Raw genomic sequence first — 17,660 nt, 5'->3', positions numbered from 1 at the left:
GTAACTCTCCTGACGGCCCTGCCCCGGCGGACGCGGCCCTCGGCGCCGTCCGCCCGTCGTGTCAACGAGCGGCCGTGCCGCGCGGCACGTACCGGACGGGCAGCGGCTGCTGTCCGCCGCTGCTGCGGCGGCCGGCCCCGTGGCCCGCTGCGGAGTGCGCCACGTCGCGCTCCCCCCGGCCTGTCCTACCGCGACGGCCCGGGCCTTCGGTGCCCCTTGTCCGGATATCGCCGGAGGAAGCGCCACGGGCCCGCGTGCGGTACAACGATCCGCCAGCCTACCGCGCGCCGGGTACGGAGCCCGTCACGGGGCGCGGTCGGGCAGCTCTCCGGAGAGCAGGAAGACCACGGTGCGTTCCCGCTCGCTCCAGGTGTCGGTGGACAGCTCCACCGACTGGAGCAGGGAGCAGGAGACCCGGTAGCCGTGGGCGGTCAGGTCGCGGCCGACGAGTTCCGCCGCGTCCCTGGTGGAGGCGTGGGTGACCAGGCGGGCGGGGCGCCGGTCGGCGACGGCGGAGACCACCGCGGGCCCGCCGCCGCCGATCCGGACCACATCGGGCTCGGGCAGGTCCTCCAGGACGTGCGGGGCGCTGCCGTGGACGGTCTGGAGCTGGACGCCGTCGCGCCGGGCGGCCTCGGCGGTGCGTTCGCAGGCGGCGCGGTCGGCGTCGACGGCGATGACGGCGGCCCCGAACAGGGCGGCGTCGACGGCGACCGCCCCCGAGCCGCAGCCGATGTCCCAGACCAGGTCGCCGGGGCGCGGCCCGAGCAGCGCCAGCTGGCAGGCGCGCAGCCGCTGGCCCTCGCCCTCGTGGCCGGCCGGACCGTCCTGCCCGGCGCCGGGCAGGGCCCAGCCGCGGCGGTTGCGGGTGAGGTCGCGGCCGGCCCGCCAGCCGCCGTCGGGGCTCTGGGCGGCGGTGCCGCCGACCACCAGGACGATGTTGGGGTCGCGCCAGCTGTGGTCGGCGGCCCGGTCGGAGGTGACGACGGTGACCTGCTCGCGGTCGGTGCCCAGTTCCTCGCAGATCACGAAGGTGCGGTGGATGTCGCCGAGCAGCAGGCCGAGTTCGGCGGGTCCGGCGCCGGGCGAGGTGAGCACGGCGACCTTGGTGTGGGCGCGGCAGATGTTGACCGCGCGGCGCAGGGTGCGCCGGTGGGCGACGACGATCTCGGCGTCGTCCCAGGGCATCCCGGCGCGGGCGAAGGCGGTGGCGACCAGCGAGACGGCGGGGACGACCTCGACCTCCAGCCCGTGTTCGGGGGCGCGCAGGGCGCGGACCACGCCGAAGAAGCCGGGGTCGCCGTCGGCGAGGACGACGGCGGTGCCGCGGTGGGCGGCGATGCGCCGGGCGGCGAGGTGGACGGAGCCCAGCCGCACCTGTTCGGCGCGGGCGGGGACCTCGGGCAGGGCGAGATGGTGGGCGGCGCCGGCCACCAGGGTGGCGGCGGCGAGGGCGGAGCGGGCCGCCTCGGTCAGGGGGGTACCGTCCCAGCCGATCACCGTGACCCGGTCGGCCATCGTCGTCTCTCTCCTGAACTCTGCGCCGGGGCGCTGGTGGGGGCGTGCGGAGGTGGGGGTGCCCGGCGGTCCGGGGGTGCAGGGTACCGGGTGGCCGACGACGGCGGAGGTGGGGGCGGGAACGCGGGGTGCGGGGGTGCGGGGTGCGGGGGTGCGGGGTGCGGGGTCAGTTCCAGTCGGAGTACGCCGGGTAGCCGCCGGACTCGGCGAGCTGCTCGCCGACGCCTTCGAGGTCCTCGGGGAGCAGGCTCCACACGATCAGGTCGGTGCGGAACTCCGCCCAGCTGCCGTCCTCGGTGCGGGTCCGCGCTATCCGGGCGCCGCGCAGCACGCCCTCGCTGATGCAGCCGGTCTTCTGGGCGACCTGCTGGGCGGCGGTGTTCCCGGCGGCGGTGCGCATCTCCAGGCGTTCGAAGCGCTGGTCGCCGAAGAGCCACTGGGCGAGGGCGACGACGGCCTCGCAGGCGTACCCCTCGCCGCGGGCCCAGGGGGCGACGACGCAGGAGAGTTCGGCGGAGCGGACGCGGCGGTCGACGTGGCGCAGGTGGACGGTGCCGACCAGGCGCTGGGTGAGGAACTCGGTGACGGCCAGGACGATGCCGCGCCCGCGGAGCCGCTCGGCGGGGGCGGCCCGGGTGATCCAGTCGTGGGCGTCGCCCTCGGTGTAGGGGTGCGGGGCGGTGGTCCAGGCGGTGACCAGTTCGTCGTTCATCATCTCGGTGAACGGGGGGATGTCCGCCACTTCCAGGGGGCGCAGCACCAGCCGTTCGGTGCTGAGGGAGATGTCCGGGAAGGTGGTTGTCATGCGCCGCTCTCCGTAACCTTCTTGGCCTGGCCGAGTGCCCAGCATGCAGCATCACGGCACTCGGCCGCACCACGGGGTCGCGCTCCCTTCGCGGAGAGCGGAGTGCCGTGGCGCGGCCGGTGGGTGAGGGTGGGTCAGCCGGCGGTGGCCGGGATGACGGAGCCCTTGTAGGTGTCCTCGATGAACTTCTTCACCTCGGGCGAGGTGAGCAGCTCGGCGAGCTTCTTGACCCGCGGGTCGTTCTCGTTGCCCTTCTTGACGGCGAGGACGTTGTTGTACGGGTTGTCCTTCGCCTCCTCCAGGAGGATGGCGTCCTCGCGGGGGCTCAGACCCGCGTCGAGGGCGAAGTTGTTGTTGATCGCGGCGGCGTCGACGTCGCTGAGGGAACGCGGGAGCTGGGCGGGGTCCAGCTCCTTGATGGTGATGTTCTTGGGGTTCTTCGCGATGTCGGAGGGGCTGGCGTCGGCGCCGGCGCCCTTCTTCAGCTCGATGAGCCCTTCCTCGGCGAGGAGGTTGAGGGCACGGCCCTCGTTGGTGACGTCGTTGGGCACCGCGACGGTGGCGCCCTTCCGGAGGTCGGCGATGTCCTTGACCTTCTCGGAGTAGACACCGGTCGGCGGCAGGTAGATCTCGTCCAGCGCGACCAGCTCGGTGCCCTTGGACTGGTTGAACTCGTCCAGGTAGGGCTTGTGCTGGTACAGGTTGGCGTCGAGGGTCCCCTCCTGGAGGGCGGTGTTCGGCAGGACGTAGTCCGTGAACTCCTTGACGTCCAGGTCGAGTCCGGCGTCCTTCGCCAGGTTCTTCCTGACGTACTCGAGGATCTCCCCGGCCGGGGTGGGGGTGGCTCCGACGACCAGGGGGCCTTCGGCGCCGGACGCGTCGTCCGGGCCGGAGCCCGAGCCGCACGCGGTGAGGGTCAGGCCCAGGGTGAGGGCGCCCGCCGCGGCGGTGAGCAGGGTCTTGCGCATGGTGCTGTCTCGCTCTCTCGTGACCGCTGCGGGGCTCAGAAGGCCGGGAGGACGGAGCCCTTGAACTCGTCCTCGATGAACTTCTTCACCTCGGGCGAGTTGAGCAGCTCGGCGAGCTTCTTGACGCGCGGGTCGTTCTCCTCGCCCTCCTTGACCACCAGGAGGTTGGCGTACGGGTTGCCCTCGGCCTTCTCCAGGATCAGCGAGTCGTCCTTGGGGCTGAGGTCGGCCTCGACGGCGTAGTTGCCGTTGACGATCGCGGCGTCCACGTCGTCCAGGGAGCGCGGCACCTGCGCGGCCTCCAGCTCCTTGAACTGGAGGTCCTTCGGGTTCTTCGCGATGTCCTTGGGGGTCGCGGACTCGCCGGCGCCCTTCTTCAGCTCGATGATGCCCTCGTCGGCGAGGAGCTGGAGGGCGCGCGCCTCGTTGGTGGTGTCGTTGGGCAGGGCGATCGTGGCGCCCTTCTTCAGGTCGCCGGCGCTCTTGATCTTGTTCGAGTAGAGGCCGAGCGGCTCCAGGTGGACCGGGACCAGCGACTTCAGGTGGGTGCCGTTCTTCTTCTGGAAGTCGTCCAGGTAGGGCTGGTGCTGGAAGAAGTTGGCGTCGACCGAGCCGTCCTCGGTGGCGGTGTTCGGCAGGACGTAGTCCGTGAACTCCTTGACGTCCAGTTCGAGCCCGGCGTCCTTCGCCAGGTTCTTCTTGACGTAGTCGAGGATGACGGCGTGCGGCGTGGGGCTGGCCGCCACGGTCAGCGGACCGTCCTTGTCACCGCCGGCCGAGTCGGACTCGGAGCCGCCGCAGGCGGAGAGGCCGAGGGCGAGGGCGCCGGTGGCGAGGAAAGCGGTGGTGATCTTCAGGTTCTTACGCACGACAAGTGCCTCTTTCAGGGTGTCGGCCTCGCCCTTAGAACAAGGGGTCACAGGCTGGGGACGGGGTGGTGCGGTGGGTCAGGAAGCCTTGGTGAGTTCCGGCTCGGTACCGGTCTTCCCGGTGGCGGCCGGGGTGCGGTCGCGCAGGAAGCGCAGCTTGGGGGCGGCGCCGGAACGTCCGCCCCGGCGGTGCAGGCCCCGGGCGGCGAAGTCGCCAGCGAACTGGATGAGGGAGATGACGACGGCCAGGACCGCGACGGTGATCCACATCAGGCCGGACTCGAAGCGCTGGTAGCCGTAGCGGATGGCGATGTCGCCGAGGCCGCCGGCGCCGACGGTGCCGGCCATCGCCGAGTAGCCGATGAGGGTCACGATCGTGGTGGTGACACCGGCGATCATCGACGGCAGGGACTCGGGGACCAGGACCTTGCGGACCACGGTCCAGGTCGAGCCGCCCATCGACTGGACCGCCTCGACCAGGCCGGAGTCGACCTCGCGTACGGAGGTCTCCACGAGCCGGGCGAAGAACGGGATGGCGCCGATGGCCAGCGGCACGATGGCGGCCTCGCGGCCGATGGTGGTGCCGGTGAGCCAGCGGGTGAAGCCCATCAGCGCGACCATCAGGATGATGAACGGCATCGAGCGGGCGATGTTCACGATCTGCCCGATGACCTTGTTGGCCACCGAGTTCTGGAGCAGCCCGCCCCGGTCGGTGAGGACCAGCAGGATGCCCAGCGGCAGGCCGAGCAGGACGGCGATGACGGTGGACCAGCCGACCATGTACAGCGTGTCCCAGCTCGCCTGCTCCAGCAGGGGCTGCATCTCGGACCAGGTCACTTGGCACCTTCCTTCACCAGCGCGGGGGCGGCCTCGGCGACCGAGGGGGCCGCGTCCGCCGCGTCCGCTGCGTTCTCGACGTGCAGACCCTGCTCGCGCAGGAAGCCGATCGGCACGACGTTGTCCTCGTAGCGGCCGGGCAGTTCGATCCGCATCCGGCCGACCTGGCGTCCGGCCACGGTGTCCATGGCGGCGCCGAGGATCGAGATGTCGATGTTGTACGTACGGGAGAGCTGCGAGATGACCGGCCGGGAGGTCGACTCACCGAGGAAGGTGACGTCGAGGACGGTCCGCTCGGGGTCGCCGGACTCGCCGCTCACCGGGAAGAGGGCGGAGGCCAGCTGCGAGCCGGGGGTGGCCAGCAGTTCGGGGACGGTGCCGGACTCGATGATCCGGCCCCGCTCCATCAGCGCGGCCGAGTCGCAGATGGACTTGACCACGTCCATCTCGTGGGTGATGAGCAGCACGGTCAGCCCGAGCTGCTGCCCGAGGTCGCGCAGGAGCTGGAGGATGGAGCGGGTGGTCTCCGGGTCGAGCGCGCTGGTGGCCTCGTCGGAGAGGAGCACCTTCGGGTCCCCGGCCAGGGCGCGGGCGATCCCGACGCGCTGCTTCTGCCCGCCGGAGAGCTGCGCCGGGTACGCCTTGGCCTTGTCGGCGAGGCCGACCAGGTCGAGGAGTTCGAGCGCCTTGCGGGAGCGGGCGGCACCGGAGTGGCCCAGGATCTCCAGCGGCAGCTCGATGTTGTCCTGCACGGTGCGGGTCGACAGCAGGTTGAAGTGCTGGAAGACCATGCCGATACGGCTGCGGGCGCGGCGCAGTTCGCGGCCGGCGCGGTTGCCGCGCCCGGCGAGCGCGGTGAGGTCGGTGCCGTCGACCGTGACCGTCCCGGAGGTGGGGCGCTCCAGGAGGTTGACGCAGCGGATGAGGGAGGATTTGCCGGCGCCGCTCTGGCCGATGACGCCGTACACCTCTCCCTCGCGCACCGTGAGGTCGACGTCGTCGACGGCGGTGACCTCGCGGCCGCGGGTGCGGTAGGTCTTGGTCAGTCCCGATGTGGTGATCACAGGGGTATCCATCACTGTCGAGTGCGCGGCGGCGCGTACGCCGGACGCGGGGGCATTCGTGGGGAACGCGGCACGGTCCGGGGCGCGGCGAAGACCGCGGGGAACCGTGTCCGGGTGGGGTGGGCGCGTGCGGCGTCCGGCCCGCTACGGGGCGTGGGACAGGCGTGGCGCCTCAGCCGTCTCGCTTCGGGGCGCGAGAGATGCGGCAGGGGCCCTCAGAAGGCGCGCATTCGGCGGGTGCGCAGACAACGAGCACCGGGCGTGGTGATCGCCTCGGTCGCGGGTACGCGGTTGCTCGTCGTGGTCATGCGGACCAGTAAAGCAGACAAGCGGACCGGCGCGGTCACGACTGTCCGCATGCCGGACAGCCGTGGACAGCGCGCGGACCGCCAACCGGAGCCCGTCAGTCCGCTACGAGGATTTCCAGCGAACCCCCGTTGACCTGCACGGACACGGCCGTCAGGTCGCTCACCACGGCGTCGGCCGTCAGCTCGGCCGCAGGGTGCGATGTGGTTAAGGCCACGGTCCGCATGCCCGCCGCCCGGCCGGAGGCGAGTCCGGCCGGGGCGTCCTCGAAGACCACGCACCGCTCGGGTGCGACGCCGAGGCGGGCGGCGGCCAGCAGGAAGGGCTCCGGGTCGGGCTTGCCCCGGGTGATGTCGTCGGCGGCGATCACGGTGGGCGGGTGGATGCCGACGGCGGCCAGCCTCGCCTCGGCGAGGCGGCGGCTGGCGGAGGTGACCACGGCCCACCGGCCGGCGGCGAGCGAGCCGAGCAGGGCGAGGGCGCCGGGCACCGGCTCGACCCCTTCGGCCACCGCCTCGACCTCCAGGTCCTCGATCCGGGCGACGGCGGCGGGCACCCCGGCGGCCGGTATGAGGTCGGCGACGATCTCGGCGGACGGCCTGCCGTGCATCGGGACCCGGGCGAAGTCGGCGGCGGTCAGCCCCGCCTCCTCGGCCCAGCGGGTCCAGCACCGCAGCGCGGAGTCCACGGAGGAGACGAGGGTTCCGTCGTTGTCGAACAGCAGGGCATCGGCTTCGATCTTCATGGTGCCCGACTGTACGACCGGCGGCCGCCGGTCCGGCCCGTGCAGGGGGTGGGCCGCCGACGGCGGGTGAAATGGCCCGTAATAGGGTTCGCCGCATGCTGGATGCCCTGACGATCGCGACCGCGGTCTGCGCGCTGCTGCTCGCCGCCTGGTGCGGCCTGGCGTTCGCCCGCCACGAGCCGACCAAGGACTGGCACTTCATCGGCATGGCCGTGGTGTCGCTGCTGGCCGTCGCGCAGCTGGTCGTCGGCGTGGTGCAGCTGGCCCGGGGCCAGTCGCCGGAGCAGGGCACCGTGCTCTTCGTCTCGTACCTGCTGGGCGCCGCCGCCTGTGTCCCGGCCGCCGGCTTCATGTCGCTGGCCGAGCGGACCCGCTGGGGCTCGATGACGGTCCTGGCCGGCGGCGTGGTCCTCGCCGTCCTCCAAGTACGGCTCTACGACATCTGGGGAGGCTGAGGATGAGCGAGACGCGACAGGGCCCGGAGCCCGCCGGCGAGGCGGCCGCGGAACCCCGCCGCAAGCTGGTCACGGGCCCCGGCACGCTGCTGGTCTGGGTCTACGGCGTCATGGTGGTCGGCGCGGTCTCGCGCTCGGCCTACCAGATCGCCACCGAGTTCGACCGGGCCCCGCTGGCGTACACGCTCTCGGCGGTGGCCGCCGTGGTGTACGCCTTCATCACCTACACGCTGGTCCGCGGCGGCGAGCGCGCCCGGGTGGCGGCGCTGGTCTGCTGCGCGGTGGAGCTGGCCGGTGTGGTGCTGGTCGGGATCTGGACGCTGGCGGACCCCTCGGCCTTCCCGGACTCCACGGTCTGGTCGGAGTTCGGCCGGGGCTACCTCTTCATCCCGGTGATCCTGCCGGTGACCGGCATCCTGTGGCTGCGGCGCCCGCGCGCCTGAGTTCCCCGCGCGACCGCGGCCGGGCGGCCCGTCTCCTCACCGGAGGCGGGCCGTCCGCGTGTCCGGGGCGGCCAGGCGGCCGTCAGGCGCTGGCGGCGTACTCCTGCCCGGTGGGCGCGGCCTTCTCCAGCACGATCTGCTGGACGCCGTCGACCGTGGTGTCTCCCACGGCCGCGTATCCGGCGCGCCGGTAGAGGCGGAGGTTGAGGTCGCTGCGGTGACCGGTGTGCAGCCTCAGCAGGCTGGCGCCGCGCTCGGTGGTCAGGGCCCGTTCCACGGCGAGCAGCAGGCGGGCGCCGAGGCCGTGCCGCTGGAGACGGGGATGGACGCAGAGTTTGCCGATCCGCGCGGTGCCGTCCTCGCCGACCGTGCCGGTGACGGCGCCGACCACCTCGTCGCCGAGGCGGGCCACGAAGACGCAGTCCCGGCCCACCGAGGCCCGGACCGAGTCGAGGGACTCGACCAGCGCCTCGATGCGGTAGTTGCCGTACCGCTCGGCCTCGCTCTGGAAGCACAGGTACTGCAGCCGGAAGATCTGCTCGGCGTCGCTCTCCCGCGCCGCAGCGACGATCACACTCATGCCCATGTGTGCATGCCTCTCGCTCACCTGTTCCGCCGGTTGTCTATCGCTCCATTCCCCCCGCGCCAGGAGCTCCAACCTCCGTCGCGAGCATTCTGCGCAGGCATCCCAGGCAACGGGAACGTTCCGGCCCCACGCTGCCCTGTGAGATACCCAACGTTCCTGCGATTTCGCGGTACGTGAGATCGCGCCCGGAGAGCAGGGCGGCGACCAGGGTGCGGCAGCGCGGGGTGAGCGCGTCGACCGCCCGGCGGAACTCGGCGGCGGCCTCCCGGCTCAGGAACCGGCCCTCGGGGCAGCCGCCGGGCCCGGTGGCCAGCGGGCGGGGCCGCCGTGGTCCTGCCCCCTCGCGCCGCAGGGCCCCCAGGGCCGCCCGCGCCTCGCTGCGGACAGCGGCGAGCAGTCCGGGGCGCGGGTCGGCGGGCGGGCCCTGGGCCTTGGCCTGTTCCAGCAGCCGCAGCCAGGCGGCCTGTTCGAGGTCGGCGGCGTCCAGTCCGGTCAGGACGGCCTCCGCGGCCGCCGCCCGGGCCAGCGGCGGCCGGAGCGCGGTGTAGGCGTCACGGGTCAGCCACCCGGCGGGGTCGGTCTTCGTCATGCCCGGCGTGACGAGGCGGCCCCCCGGTCGGTTGCTCCGGGCGGCCGCCTGTCACCCCCTCCGGTGACACCCGGCGTACGCCGGTGGACACCTGGGGGGCGCGTACCGCCTCGTGGGCGGCGCGGGGATGCGGGTCAGCGCCGCCGGTGTTCGGCGGCGGCGAGCAGCGCGGTGTCGCACTGGTCGGAGAAGATGCCGTCGATCCCGGTCTCGAAGTAGGCCCGGAAGGCGCCGAAGGCGTCGCCGTAGGCGTTGGGGTCGGTGCCCCGGCGGAACTCCGCGGGCAGGAACTGGTTCTCGTTGCGCATCGTGTACGGGTGCAGGATCAGCCCCTTGGCGTGCGCGTCGGCGACCAGCGTGGAGGGGGTGCCGAGGCTGCCGTCGGCGCGGCGCGGGATGACCAGGTCGAGGGTGGGGCCGATCCCCTTGGCGTAGCGGGCGATCTCCTTCAGCCCGGCCGGGGTGATGAGGTCGGCGACGGTGCGCGCGTCGCCGGAGTCGACGAAGTCCCAGGGGCGGGTGTTCGCGCCGGAGAGCAGGACGACACCGGGGGTGGCGACGAGCCGGTGGAGCTTCTCGATGCTGGTCGGCTCGAAGGACTGGACGAAGAGGGGCGAGGTGGCGCGGTCGCGGCGGTACTTGCGCAGCAGCCGGGCCAGCGGCTCCTCCAGGCCGAGGCCGAGCGAGCGGAAGTAGGTGGGGTGCTTGGTCTCCACGTGGAGCCAGACGGGCGCGCCGCGCTCCTTGCCCGCCCGGTCGGCCCAGCGCAGCACCTCCTCGAAGGTGGGCACGGACCACCGGCCGTCGTAGAGGGTGTTGTGCTGCCGGGTGCCGGGGATGCGCTCGGTGGCGCGCAGCGTCTTCAGTTCGGCGAGGGTGAAGTCCTCGGTGAACCAGCCTGTGAGCTTCACCCCGTCGATGGACTTGGTGGCCTTGCGGCCGGCGAACTCGGGGCGGTCGGCGACGTCGGTGGTGCCGGTGATGTCGTTCTCGTGACGGCATACGAGATGGCCGTCCTTGGTGGGCACCAGGTCCTGCTCGACGATGTGGGCGCCCATGTCGAGGGCGAGCTGGTAGGCGCCGAGGGTGTGTTCGGGCCGGTAGCCGCTGGCGCCGCGGTGGGCGATGACGGTCGGGTACGGCAGGTCGCGGAAGGAGCCGGGGCGCTTCCTCGCGGCCGCCTCGGCGGCCTGCGCGGCCTGCGGAAGGCCGAGGGCGAGGCCCGCGGCGGAGGCGACGGTGGCTCCGAGCAGGGCGCGGCGCGGGGCGCCGGCGGCGGGGGGCTGTCCGGAGGAGGACTTCGGCATGGAGCGACTCCGTTTCACTGGGTGTCCCGAACCTGACAAAGCGGCTCGATCGTAGGGGCGCTCCGCTTGCCTGCGGGAGACCCTGGGCCGAACGGCGGACCAACACAGGTCAACACTGCGTATCGGGTTCATCAACCCGATGTGCGCACCGCGGCGAACCGCGAGTATCGTCCTCACCTGCGTGGTTCCGTGCCGGGTGACCGCCCGGCCCGCCGCGCCGGGCCCCGCCGCCCCCGGGTGACGGCGGGCGTTCGCGCCGACCTGCCAGCCAACCCGAGCCATCGGAGGGCCACTTGTCCAGCCTCGCGTTCATGAGGGCCACCCTCGGCCCCGTTCTGCGCCTGATGTTCCGGCCGCAGGTGGAGGGGGCGGAGAACATTCCCGGCACCGGGCCGGTCATTCTGGCCGGAAACCACCTCACCTTCATCGACTCGCTGATCCTTCCGGTCTGCTGCGAGCGGCCGGTCTACTTCATCGGCAAGGACGAGTACGTGACGGGCAAGGGGATCAAGGGCCGGGCGATGGCCTGGTTCTTCCGGGGCGCGGGGATGATCCCGGTGGACCGGGACGGCGGACGCGGCGGCGTGGCGGCGCTGATGACGGGCCGCCGGGTGCTGGAGGAGGGCAAGGTCTTCTCCATCTACCCGGAGGGCACCCGCTCCCCCGACGGCCGCCTCTACCGGGGGCGTACCGGCATCGCCCGCCTCACCCTGATGACCGGCGCGCCCGTGGTGCCGTTCGCCGTCATCGGCACCGACAAGATCCAGCCGGGCGGCAAGGGGATGCCGCGCCCCGGCAAGGTCACCATCCGCTTCGGCGAGCCGATGGAGTTCTCCCGCTACGACGGCATGGACCGCGACCGGTACGTCCTGCGCGCCGTCACCGACTCGGTGATGACCGAGGTCATGCGGCTCTCCGGCCAGGAGTACGTGGACATGTACGCCACCAAGGCGAAGGCGGCCTGACCCGTCGGCAGGCGAAGACGCGAGAGGGCCCCGCTGCGGCAGCGGGGCCCTCTCGCGCGTCCTGGGACGGGCGGCTCAGTGGTGCGCCCCGGCCCCGTCCTCCAGCCGCTGCCCGCGCAGCAGGAACCAGGCGGCCACGGCCGTGGCGACCAGGACCACGCAGCCGATCGACGAGGCGGTGTGCAGGCCGTCGACGAAGGCCCGCTGGGCGGCGGCGACCAGTTCGGCCCCGGTCTGTCCCGGCAGGGCGGAGGCGGCCTCGACGGCGCCCCCCAGCGACTCGTGGGCGGCGTCGGCGACCGGGCCCGGCGTCCCCTCGGGGACCGGGAAGCCGCGGTAGACGCCGGTGACGATGGAGCCGAGCAGGGCGATGCCGAGGGCGGCGCCCAGTTCGTAGGCGGTCTCCGAGACGGCCGAGGCCGAACCGGCCTGCTCCTTGGGCACGGAGGAGAGGATCACGTCGGCGGTCACGGTGAAGGCGAGACCCGCGCCGACGCCGACCACCAGCAGGATCGCGCCGAGCAGCGGGTAACCCGTGTTCTGGCCGACCAGGGTGATGGCCCCCAGCGCCAGACCGATCGCGGCGAGGCCGCCGGAGACCACCGCCCGGACCGAGAAGCGGCGCGCGGCCCGGCCCGCGAGGAGACCGGCGACGACGGCGCCGATCGCGGCCGGGAGTTCGGCGAGCCCGGCCTCCAGCGGCCGCCTGCCCTGGACGAGCTGGAGGTACTGGGAGAGGAAGAAGACCAGGCCGGCGAGGCCCAGGATGGTCAGCAGGTCGGCGAGGACCGCCGCCGAGAAGCCCCGGTTGCGGAAGAGGTGCATGTCCAGCAGCGGCGACTTCAGGGTCAGCTGGCGGCGGACGAACCAGGCCAGGGTGGCGACACCGGCCACGGCGGCCGCGCCGACGCCCCACGAGACGCCGTGCACCGCGCCTTCCTTGATCGCGTAGACGACGGCGATGATGCCGATCAGCGAGAGGCCGACGCTGGCCAGGTCCCACGGGCCGGGGGCGGGGTTCTTCGACTCGGGGAGCAGCTTGACGCCGACGACCACCAGGACGGCCATCACCGGCAGGTTGATGAGGAAGACCGAGCCCCACCAGAAGTGCTCCAGCAGGAACCCGCCGACGACCGGGCCGACGGCGGCACCGGCCGAGGCGGCCGCGCCCCAGATGCCGATGGCGACGCTGCGTTCGCGGGCGTCGTGGAAGATGTTGCGGATCAGCGCCAGCGTGGAGGGCATCAGGGTGGCACCGGCGACGCCGAGCAGGGCGCGGGCCACGATCATCAGCTCGGGCGAGGTGGCGTAGGCGTTGAGGACCGAGACCAGGCCGAAGGCGGTGGCGCCGGTGAGCAGCAGCTTCTTGCGGCCGATGCGGTCGCCGAGGCTGCCCATGGAGACCAGCAGGCCGGCGATGACGAAGGAGTAGACGTCGCCGATCCACAGCAGCTGGGTGCCGGTGGGCTTGAGGTCCTCGCTGAGGAACGGGGTGGCGAGCCCCAGCACGGTGGCGTCCACGGCCACCAGCAGGACGGCGAGGACCAGGACGGAGAGGGCGATCCACCGGCCGGGCCGGCTGAGTTCCTCGTGCTGGGTCGGGGTGGAAAGGGGGGCGGTCATGCGGTCACGCTCCGGCGTGCTCCGCCGAGCAGCAGCTCGGCCATGAGGTAGGTGAAGTCGTTGGCGGCGACGCGGCCCTGCTGGACCGCGAAGACCGCGGCGCCGAGGAGGCCGTAGAGCGCCTCGGTCAGCCAGGCGGCGGGCAGGTCGATGCGGAACTCGCCGCGCTCCTGGCCCTGCCGGAAGAAGGCGGCGATCCGGGCGTCGAGGCGGTCCCAGCCCTCGTTGACGTCCTCCTGGAAGAGCTGGGCCTCGTTGACCAGGAAGCCGTAGAGCTGGGCGCCGGGCTCCAGGGCGGCGATGAGCCGCCGCAGCGCCTCCTCGGAGCTGCCCTCGTCGAGGCGGGCGGCGTCCATGGCCGCGCCGAACTCGGCGATGCCCCGCTCCTCCAGGGCGCGCACGAGGGCGTCCCGCCCGGCGAAGTGCCGGTGCAGCGTCGCCCGGCCCACGCCGGCGGCGCGGGCCACCTCGTCCATGGGGGCGCCCGGCTTGCGGGAGAGGAGCGTGGCAGCGGCACGCAGCATCTGGTCACGGTCTACGGACATGGGACAACCATAGCCCACGTGAGACAGTGATGTCTCACTGGAGATGCATGCGTCTCACCGCAAGGGCGTACGACACGCCGTGCGGCGAGCAGTCCGGGGCCGCGTCCCGCCTCCCCGGGGCCGAGCGGGCACCCTGGGGTGATGAAGCCGCTGCTGTTCCTGGACGTGGACGGGCCCCTCAACCCGTACGGGGCCCTCAGCGCGCCCGCGCCGCCGGACGGCTTCCACCCGCACCGGATGCGCCCGGCGGGCTGGAGCTGGCCCGAACCGCTGACGGTGCTCCTCGACCCGGACCACGGCACGCGGCTGCGCGCGCTCCAGCGCCGCTACGAGCTGGTCTGGGCGACGACCTGGGAGGACGAGGCCAACGCCTGGATCGCCCCGGTGCTCGGCCTGCCGCCGCTGCCGTACGTCGACTTCCCGGCCCCCGCCGTGCCGGGACCGGCCGGGACCTTCTGGAAGACCCGCCGCCTGCTCGCCTACGCCGACGGCCGCCGGTTCGCGTGGGTGGACGACGACCTCACGGAGGCCGACGACCTGTGGGCCCGGCGCCACCACCCGGCGCCCGCCCTGCTGCTGCAGATCGACCGGAGCGTGGGCCTGCGGCAGGCCGACTTCGACCGGCTGGAGCGGTGGGCGGACGCCGGCTGACCCCTCGGCCCCGGCTCAGCGGGCGGGCAGGCCGAGCTCGAACTGGCCGATGGTCGCGGTGACCGCCATCTGGGCACCCGCGTACAGGCGGTGGGCGCCGGTCGGGCTCTCGCTGTCCACGTCGAGGCCGACGGTGGTGACACCACGGTCGGCGAAGCGGGCGAAGGCGGCCAGCAGCAGGGCCTTACCGAGGCCGGTCCGGCGCGCCTCGCGGGCGACGGCGAGCTGGCAGACCTCGCCGGAGGGCGCGCCCTGGACCGTGGTCAGGTCGCAGACGGCGACGCCGACGATCCGCCCGGCGCGCTCGGCGAGGACCCACAGGGCCGGGTCGGTCCGCTCGTGGACCAGGTCGGCGCTCCACCGCTCGAAGGTGCGGCCCACCCCCTCGTACCGGTCGGCGAACGCCTCCTCCGCGCAGGCGTGGACGCGCCGCAGCTCCTCGGGGGTGCCGTCGCAGGGGCGGACGGTGACGCCCTCGGGCCACCGGGGCGCGGGCAACGGCCCGGTCAGGGAGCGGCGCATCCGCTGGTGGACGCGGACGAGGCGGTAGTCGCGGGCGCGGAGCATCCGGTCGGCGGCCCCGTCCAGCATCACGTAGTGGAGGAGGGTCGCCGGGGCGCCCGCGTGGGGCGCGGTGGAGGCCAGCCGGCGGGCCCGGTCGCCGGACCAGTCGATCAGGGCGGCGCCGATCCCGGTGCCGAGGTGGCCGGGACGGGTGTAGCCGTCGGCGTGCAACCGGCCGGGGCGGACCACGTCGACCTGGGCGTACCCGGCGAGGGTGCCGTCGGGGGCGGTGGCCACCCGGGCGTCGCGGGCCAGGTCCAGCCGGGACCAGACAGCCCGGAACTCGGCCGGGGTGCGGGCCCCCGCCGTCGGGTCCTGGCTGCGCTCGGCCTCGTGGACCAGGGCCGCGACCTGCTCGGCCTCCTCGGCCCTGGGTGCCCTGGTGCCGTACCCCTCGCGCATCGCGCCGCCTCCCGCCTCCGCACGCGGACCGGTGCCCGCGCGTCGGGGCATCTCAGCAGTTCAGGGCAGGGGCGGGCAAGATCTTTTCGCACGTGGACCCCGTACCGGCGCGCCGGTACGGGGTCCACGGGAGGGATACGGGTCAGCTGCCGGCCGGCTGCTTCGCCTCGGCCCAGGCGTGCTGGACGACCAGGTCGGCCTTGACCTCGACCAGCTGGGCGGCGACGGCGGAGGGCGCGGTGCCGCCGCGGCCGCTGCGTGAGGCGAGGGCGCCGGGGACGTTCAGGACGGTGCGGACCTCGGGCGTCAGGTGCTCGGAGATCTTGGCGAACTGCTCGTCGGTGAGCTGGTCCAGCTCGATCCCCTCGGCCTCGCAGACCTTGACGCACTCGCCGGCCACCTCGTGGGCGACCCGGAACGGCACACCCTGGCGGACCAGCCACTCGGCGATGTCGGTGGCGAGCGAGAACCCGGCGGGCGCCAGCTCCTCCATCCGCTCCCGGTGGACGGTGAGGGTGGCCATCATGCCGGTGAAGGCGGGCAGCAGGATCTCCAGCTGGTCGACGGAGTCGAAGACCGGCTCCTTGTCCTCCTGGAGGTCCCGGTTGTACGCCAGCGGCAGCGCCTTGAGGGTGGCGAGCAGGCCGGTGAGGTTGCCGATGAGGCGGCCGGACTTGCCCCGGGCCAGCTCGGCGATGTCCGGGTTCTTCTTCTGCGGCATGATCGAGGAGCCGGTGGAGAAGGCGTCGTGGAGGGTGACGAAGGAGAACTCCTTCGTGTTCCAGAGAATGACCTCCTCGGCGATCCGGGAGAGGTTGACCCCCACCATCGCGGTGATGAAGGCGAACTCGGCGACGAAGTCCCGGGAGGCCGTGCCGTCGATGGAGTTGCCCGAGGAGCCGCGCTCGAAGCCGAGGTCCTTGGCGACCGCCTGCGGGTCGAGGCCGAGGGAGGAGCCGGCCAGCGCGCCCGAGCCGTACGGGGAGACGGCGGTGCGGGTGTCCCACTGGCGCAGCCGCTCGGCGTCCCGGGAGAGCGACTGGACGTGGGCGAGGACGTGGTGGGCGAAAAGCACCGGCTGGGCGTGCTGGAGGTGGGTGCGGCCGGGCATGGCCACGTCCGGGTGGGCCTCGGCGAGGCCGACCAGCGCGTCCTGGAGTTCGGCGAGCAGGCCGCCGACGACCCGGGCGTGGTCGCGCAGGTACATCCGGAAGAGGGTGGCGACCTGGTCGTTGCGGGAGCGTCCGGCGCGCAGCTTGCCGCCGAGGTCGGGGCCGAGCCGCTCCAGCAGGCCGCGCTCCAGGGCGGTGTGGACGTCCTCGTCGGCGATGGTACCGGTGAACGAGCCGTCGGCGACGTCCGCCTCCAGCTGGTCGAGGCCGGCCAGCATCCGGGTCAGCTCGTCCTCGGTGAGCAGGCCTGCGGTGTGCAGCACACGGGCGTGGGCGCGGGAGCCCGCGATGTCGTACGGGGCGAGCCGCCAGTCGAAGTGGACCGAGGCGGAGAGCTTGGCCAGCGCCTCGGCGGGGCCGTCCGCGAACCGGCCGCCCCAGAGGCGGACGTCACCGTTGTTGCTGCTCACTGCTGTACTCGCTTCCTCGCGCGGACGGAGTGGGTGTGCCGGTGGCGCGGGCCGCCGGGCGAGACTCCCCCTACGGTGCACACCGATAGGCATAACTATGCACCCCTCCGTATGTTTCGTCAAAGCGCGACGCCCCCGTGGCCCGAAAAACTCTGCCAGGGCCGCACAGGGAAGCGAATAATGACCCGCATGGGTAAGGAATACGCACGCGTCGAAGGCCGCCTCCGCACCTTCATCGAGGCCCAGCCGGTGTTCTTCACGGCCAGTGCCCCGCTCGCCGGGGACGGCACCGTCAACCTCTCCCCGAAGGGCGTCAGCGGCTCCTTCACCGTGCTCGACCCGCTCACCCTGGCCTACCTGGACTTCGCCGGCAGCCACTCCGAGACCATCGCCCACCTCCGCGAGAACGGCCGCATCACGCTGATGTGGTGCGCCTTCCAGGGCCCGCCCACCATCGTGCGGGTGCACGGCAGGGGCGAACCCGTATTCCGCGACGACCCGCGCTTCGAGGAACTGGTCGCCCGCTTCCCGGGCGTCGACCCGGTCCCGCACGGCCTGCGCGCCGTGATCGTGGTGCACGCCGAGACGATCCGCGACTCCTGCGGCTACGCGGTGCCCTTCATGGCGTACGAGTCGGACCGGGACCTGCACGCCAAGCGGTTCTCCCGCGAGGACGACGCCTCGCTCGGCGCGTACTTCGCGCAGAAGGAGCACATCCGCACCAGCATGGACGGGCTGCCGGGGCTGCCGCTGCCCCTGCCGCCGCGCACCGGCCCGGTCACCGCCGGGGGCGAGGACGGATGAGGACGCCCGGGGTAGATGTAGTGACCACATGA

At 73.1% G+C, this 17,660-nt stretch carries 19 protein-coding genes; 5 read left to right on the top strand and 14 right to left on the bottom strand.

The features are described 5' to 3' along the window. Positions 1 to 303 precede the first annotated feature (303 nt). The 7 genes from cbiE to IF45_RS0116115 form a co-directional block, all read right to left on the bottom strand. Positions 304 to 1,518: a precorrin-6y C5,15-methyltransferase (decarboxylating) subunit CbiE gene (gene cbiE, locus IF45_RS0116145; RefSeq protein ID WP_030308073.1), complete on the bottom strand. Its 1,215-nt coding sequence runs from the start codon at positions 1,516 to 1,518 to the stop codon at positions 304 to 306. Positions 1,519 to 1,684: 166 nt separating this feature from the next. Next, the gene (locus IF45_RS0116140) at positions 1,685 to 2,323 is read right to left on the bottom strand and encodes a GNAT family N-acetyltransferase (RefSeq protein ID WP_008412485.1); all 639 of its coding nucleotides are present in this window, start codon (positions 2,321 to 2,323) and stop codon (positions 1,685 to 1,687) included. Positions 2,324 to 2,457: 134 nt separating this feature from the next. Then, on the bottom strand, positions 2,458 to 3,291 hold the full coding sequence (locus tag IF45_RS0116135) for a MetQ/NlpA family ABC transporter substrate-binding protein (protein WP_030308071.1): 834 nt from the start codon (positions 3,289 to 3,291) through the stop codon (positions 2,458 to 2,460). 35 nt (positions 3,292 to 3,326) lie between these two features. After that, complete coding sequence (locus tag IF45_RS0116130; RefSeq protein ID WP_015508153.1) at positions 3,327 to 4,160, bottom strand: MetQ/NlpA family ABC transporter substrate-binding protein; 834 nt, start codon at positions 4,158 to 4,160, stop codon at positions 3,327 to 3,329. A 78-nt stretch (positions 4,161 to 4,238) separates the two neighbouring features. After that, positions 4,239 to 4,997, bottom strand: a complete 759-nt coding sequence (locus tag IF45_RS0116125) for a methionine ABC transporter permease (RefSeq protein WP_008412489.1) — start codon at positions 4,995 to 4,997, stop codon at positions 4,239 to 4,241. Continuing rightward, positions 4,994 to 6,061, bottom strand: coding sequence for a methionine ABC transporter ATP-binding protein (locus IF45_RS0116120; protein ID WP_030308069.1), 1,068 nt, complete (start codon positions 6,059 to 6,061; stop codon positions 4,994 to 4,996). The genes IF45_RS0116125 and IF45_RS0116120 overlap by 4 nt, the downstream gene beginning before the upstream one ends. Before the next feature lie 403 nt (positions 6,062 to 6,464). Continuing rightward, on the bottom strand, positions 6,465 to 7,112 hold the full coding sequence (locus IF45_RS0116115; protein WP_003947099.1) for an HAD-IA family hydrolase: 648 nt from the start codon (positions 7,110 to 7,112) through the stop codon (positions 6,465 to 6,467). 95 nt (positions 7,113 to 7,207) lie between these two features. Here IF45_RS0116115 and IF45_RS0116110 point away from each other — a divergent pair, with 95 nt between their 5' ends. Then, complete coding sequence (locus IF45_RS0116110) at positions 7,208 to 7,567, top strand: hypothetical protein (RefSeq protein ID WP_003947100.1); 360 nt, start codon at positions 7,208 to 7,210, stop codon at positions 7,565 to 7,567. A 2-nt stretch (positions 7,568 to 7,569) separates the two neighbouring features. Beyond that, a complete protein-coding gene (locus IF45_RS0116105) occupies positions 7,570 to 8,010 on the top strand; it encodes a hypothetical protein (protein ID WP_030308068.1) in 441 nt (146 codons plus the stop codon). 82 nt (positions 8,011 to 8,092) lie between these two features. Here the strand turns inward: IF45_RS0116105 and IF45_RS0116100 are convergent, their stop codons facing one another. The 3 genes from IF45_RS0116100 to IF45_RS0116090 all read right to left on the bottom strand — a co-directional run bounded on the left by IF45_RS0116100 (position 8,093) and on the right by IF45_RS0116090 (position 10,492). Then, positions 8,093 to 8,596, bottom strand: coding sequence for a GNAT family N-acetyltransferase (locus IF45_RS0116100; protein WP_003947102.1), 504 nt, complete (start codon positions 8,594 to 8,596; stop codon positions 8,093 to 8,095). Between the two features lie 37 nt (positions 8,597 to 8,633). Continuing rightward, positions 8,634 to 9,185: an RNA polymerase sigma factor gene (locus IF45_RS0116095; RefSeq protein WP_015508150.1), complete on the bottom strand. Its 552-nt coding sequence runs from the start codon at positions 9,183 to 9,185 to the stop codon at positions 8,634 to 8,636. Positions 9,186 to 9,319: 134 nt separating this feature from the next. After that, positions 9,320 to 10,492: a glycerophosphodiester phosphodiesterase gene (locus tag IF45_RS0116090; protein WP_030308066.1), complete on the bottom strand. Its 1,173-nt coding sequence runs from the start codon at positions 10,490 to 10,492 to the stop codon at positions 9,320 to 9,322. Between the two features lie 311 nt (positions 10,493 to 10,803). Here IF45_RS0116090 and IF45_RS0116085 point away from each other — a divergent pair, with 311 nt between their 5' ends. Continuing rightward, complete coding sequence (locus IF45_RS0116085) at positions 10,804 to 11,457, top strand: lysophospholipid acyltransferase family protein (RefSeq protein WP_010636594.1); 654 nt, start codon at positions 10,804 to 10,806, stop codon at positions 11,455 to 11,457. Between the two features lie 75 nt (positions 11,458 to 11,532). Here the strand turns inward: IF45_RS0116085 and IF45_RS0116080 are convergent, their stop codons facing one another. Together IF45_RS0116080 and IF45_RS0116075 are read right to left on the bottom strand one after the other, a co-directional pair. Continuing rightward, positions 11,533 to 13,080 (bottom strand): MFS transporter, encoded by a 1,548-nt coding sequence (locus IF45_RS0116080; protein WP_003947107.1) that lies wholly within the window; start codon positions 13,078 to 13,080, stop codon positions 11,533 to 11,535. Continuing rightward, a complete protein-coding gene (locus IF45_RS0116075; RefSeq protein ID WP_008412497.1) occupies positions 13,077 to 13,625 on the bottom strand; it encodes a TetR/AcrR family transcriptional regulator in 549 nt (182 codons plus the stop codon). The genes IF45_RS0116080 and IF45_RS0116075 overlap by 4 nt, the downstream gene beginning before the upstream one ends. 141 nt (positions 13,626 to 13,766) lie before the next feature. Between IF45_RS0116075 and IF45_RS0116070 the strand changes: the two genes are divergently transcribed. After that, positions 13,767 to 14,276: an HAD domain-containing protein gene (locus IF45_RS0116070; protein WP_008412499.1), complete on the top strand. Its 510-nt coding sequence runs from the start codon at positions 13,767 to 13,769 to the stop codon at positions 14,274 to 14,276. 15 nt (positions 14,277 to 14,291) lie between these two features. On the opposite strand, the gene IF45_RS0116065 is transcribed toward IF45_RS0116070, so the two are convergent. Both IF45_RS0116065 and argH read right to left on the bottom strand, forming a co-directional pair. Further along, complete coding sequence (locus IF45_RS0116065; RefSeq protein WP_236586763.1) at positions 14,292 to 15,293, bottom strand: GNAT family N-acetyltransferase; 1,002 nt, start codon at positions 15,291 to 15,293, stop codon at positions 14,292 to 14,294. Positions 15,294 to 15,384: 91 nt separating this feature from the next. Continuing rightward, positions 15,385 to 16,824: an argininosuccinate lyase gene (argH, locus tag IF45_RS0116060; RefSeq protein ID WP_003947112.1), complete on the bottom strand. Its 1,440-nt coding sequence runs from the start codon at positions 16,822 to 16,824 to the stop codon at positions 15,385 to 15,387. Between the two features lie 180 nt (positions 16,825 to 17,004). Here argH and IF45_RS0116055 point away from each other — a divergent pair, with 180 nt between their 5' ends. After that, on the top strand, positions 17,005 to 17,628 hold the full coding sequence (locus IF45_RS0116055; RefSeq protein WP_174905215.1) for a pyridoxamine 5'-phosphate oxidase family protein: 624 nt from the start codon (positions 17,005 to 17,007) through the stop codon (positions 17,626 to 17,628). Positions 17,629 to 17,660 lie beyond the last annotated feature (32 nt).

Origin of the sequence: Streptomyces albidoflavus (assembly GCF_000719955.1) — a bacterium.
Taxonomy (GTDB): Bacteria; Actinomycetota; Actinomycetes; order Streptomycetales; family Streptomycetaceae; genus Streptomyces; species Streptomyces albidoflavus.
Note: the sequence above shows the minus strand (reverse complement) of the source record. Positions and strands in the feature narration are given on the sequence as shown.

What these genes read in the sequence shown, in the direction of transcription:
- IF45_RS0116110 (WP_003947100.1), top strand. Translation starts at nt 7,208, where the DNA reads ATGCTGGATGCCCTGACGATCGCGACCGCGGTCTGCGCGCTGCTGCTC.
- IF45_RS0116135 (WP_030308071.1), bottom strand. Translation starts at nt 3,291, where the DNA reads ATGCGCAAGACCCTGCTCACCGCCGCGGCGGGCGCCCTCACCCTGGGC.
- IF45_RS0116065 (WP_236586763.1), bottom strand. Translation starts at nt 15,293, where the DNA reads ATGCCCCGACGCGCGGGCACCGGTCCGCGTGCGGAGGCGGGAGGCGGC.
- IF45_RS0116095 (WP_015508150.1), bottom strand. Translation starts at nt 9,185, where the DNA reads ATGACGAAGACCGACCCCGCCGGGTGGCTGACCCGTGACGCCTACACC.
- IF45_RS0116085 (WP_010636594.1), top strand. Translation starts at nt 10,804, where the DNA reads ATGAGGGCCACCCTCGGCCCCGTTCTGCGCCTGATGTTCCGGCCGCAG.
- IF45_RS0116055 (WP_174905215.1), top strand. Translation starts at nt 17,005, where the DNA reads ATGACCCGCATGGGTAAGGAATACGCACGCGTCGAAGGCCGCCTCCGC.
- IF45_RS0116140 (WP_008412485.1), bottom strand. Translation starts at nt 2,323, where the DNA reads ATGACAACCACCTTCCCGGACATCTCCCTCAGCACCGAACGGCTGGTG.
- IF45_RS0116105 (WP_030308068.1), top strand. Translation starts at nt 7,570, where the DNA reads ATGAGCGAGACGCGACAGGGCCCGGAGCCCGCCGGCGAGGCGGCCGCG.
- IF45_RS0116090 (WP_030308066.1), bottom strand. Translation starts at nt 10,492, where the DNA reads ATGCCGAAGTCCTCCTCCGGACAGCCCCCCGCCGCCGGCGCCCCGCGC.
- cbiE (WP_030308073.1), bottom strand. Translation starts at nt 1,518, where the DNA reads ATGGCCGACCGGGTCACGGTGATCGGCTGGGACGGTACCCCCCTGACC.
- IF45_RS0116070 (WP_008412499.1), top strand. Translation starts at nt 13,767, where the DNA reads ATGAAGCCGCTGCTGTTCCTGGACGTGGACGGGCCCCTCAACCCGTAC.
- IF45_RS0116115 (WP_003947099.1), bottom strand. Translation starts at nt 7,112, where the DNA reads ATGAAGATCGAAGCCGATGCCCTGCTGTTCGACAACGACGGAACCCTC.
- IF45_RS0116080 (WP_003947107.1), bottom strand. Translation starts at nt 13,080, where the DNA reads ATGACCGCCCCCCTTTCCACCCCGACCCAGCACGAGGAACTCAGCCGG.
- IF45_RS0116100 (WP_003947102.1), bottom strand. Translation starts at nt 8,596, where the DNA reads ATGGGCATGAGTGTGATCGTCGCTGCGGCGCGGGAGAGCGACGCCGAG.
- IF45_RS0116075 (WP_008412497.1), bottom strand. Translation starts at nt 13,625, where the DNA reads ATGTCCGTAGACCGTGACCAGATGCTGCGTGCCGCTGCCACGCTCCTC.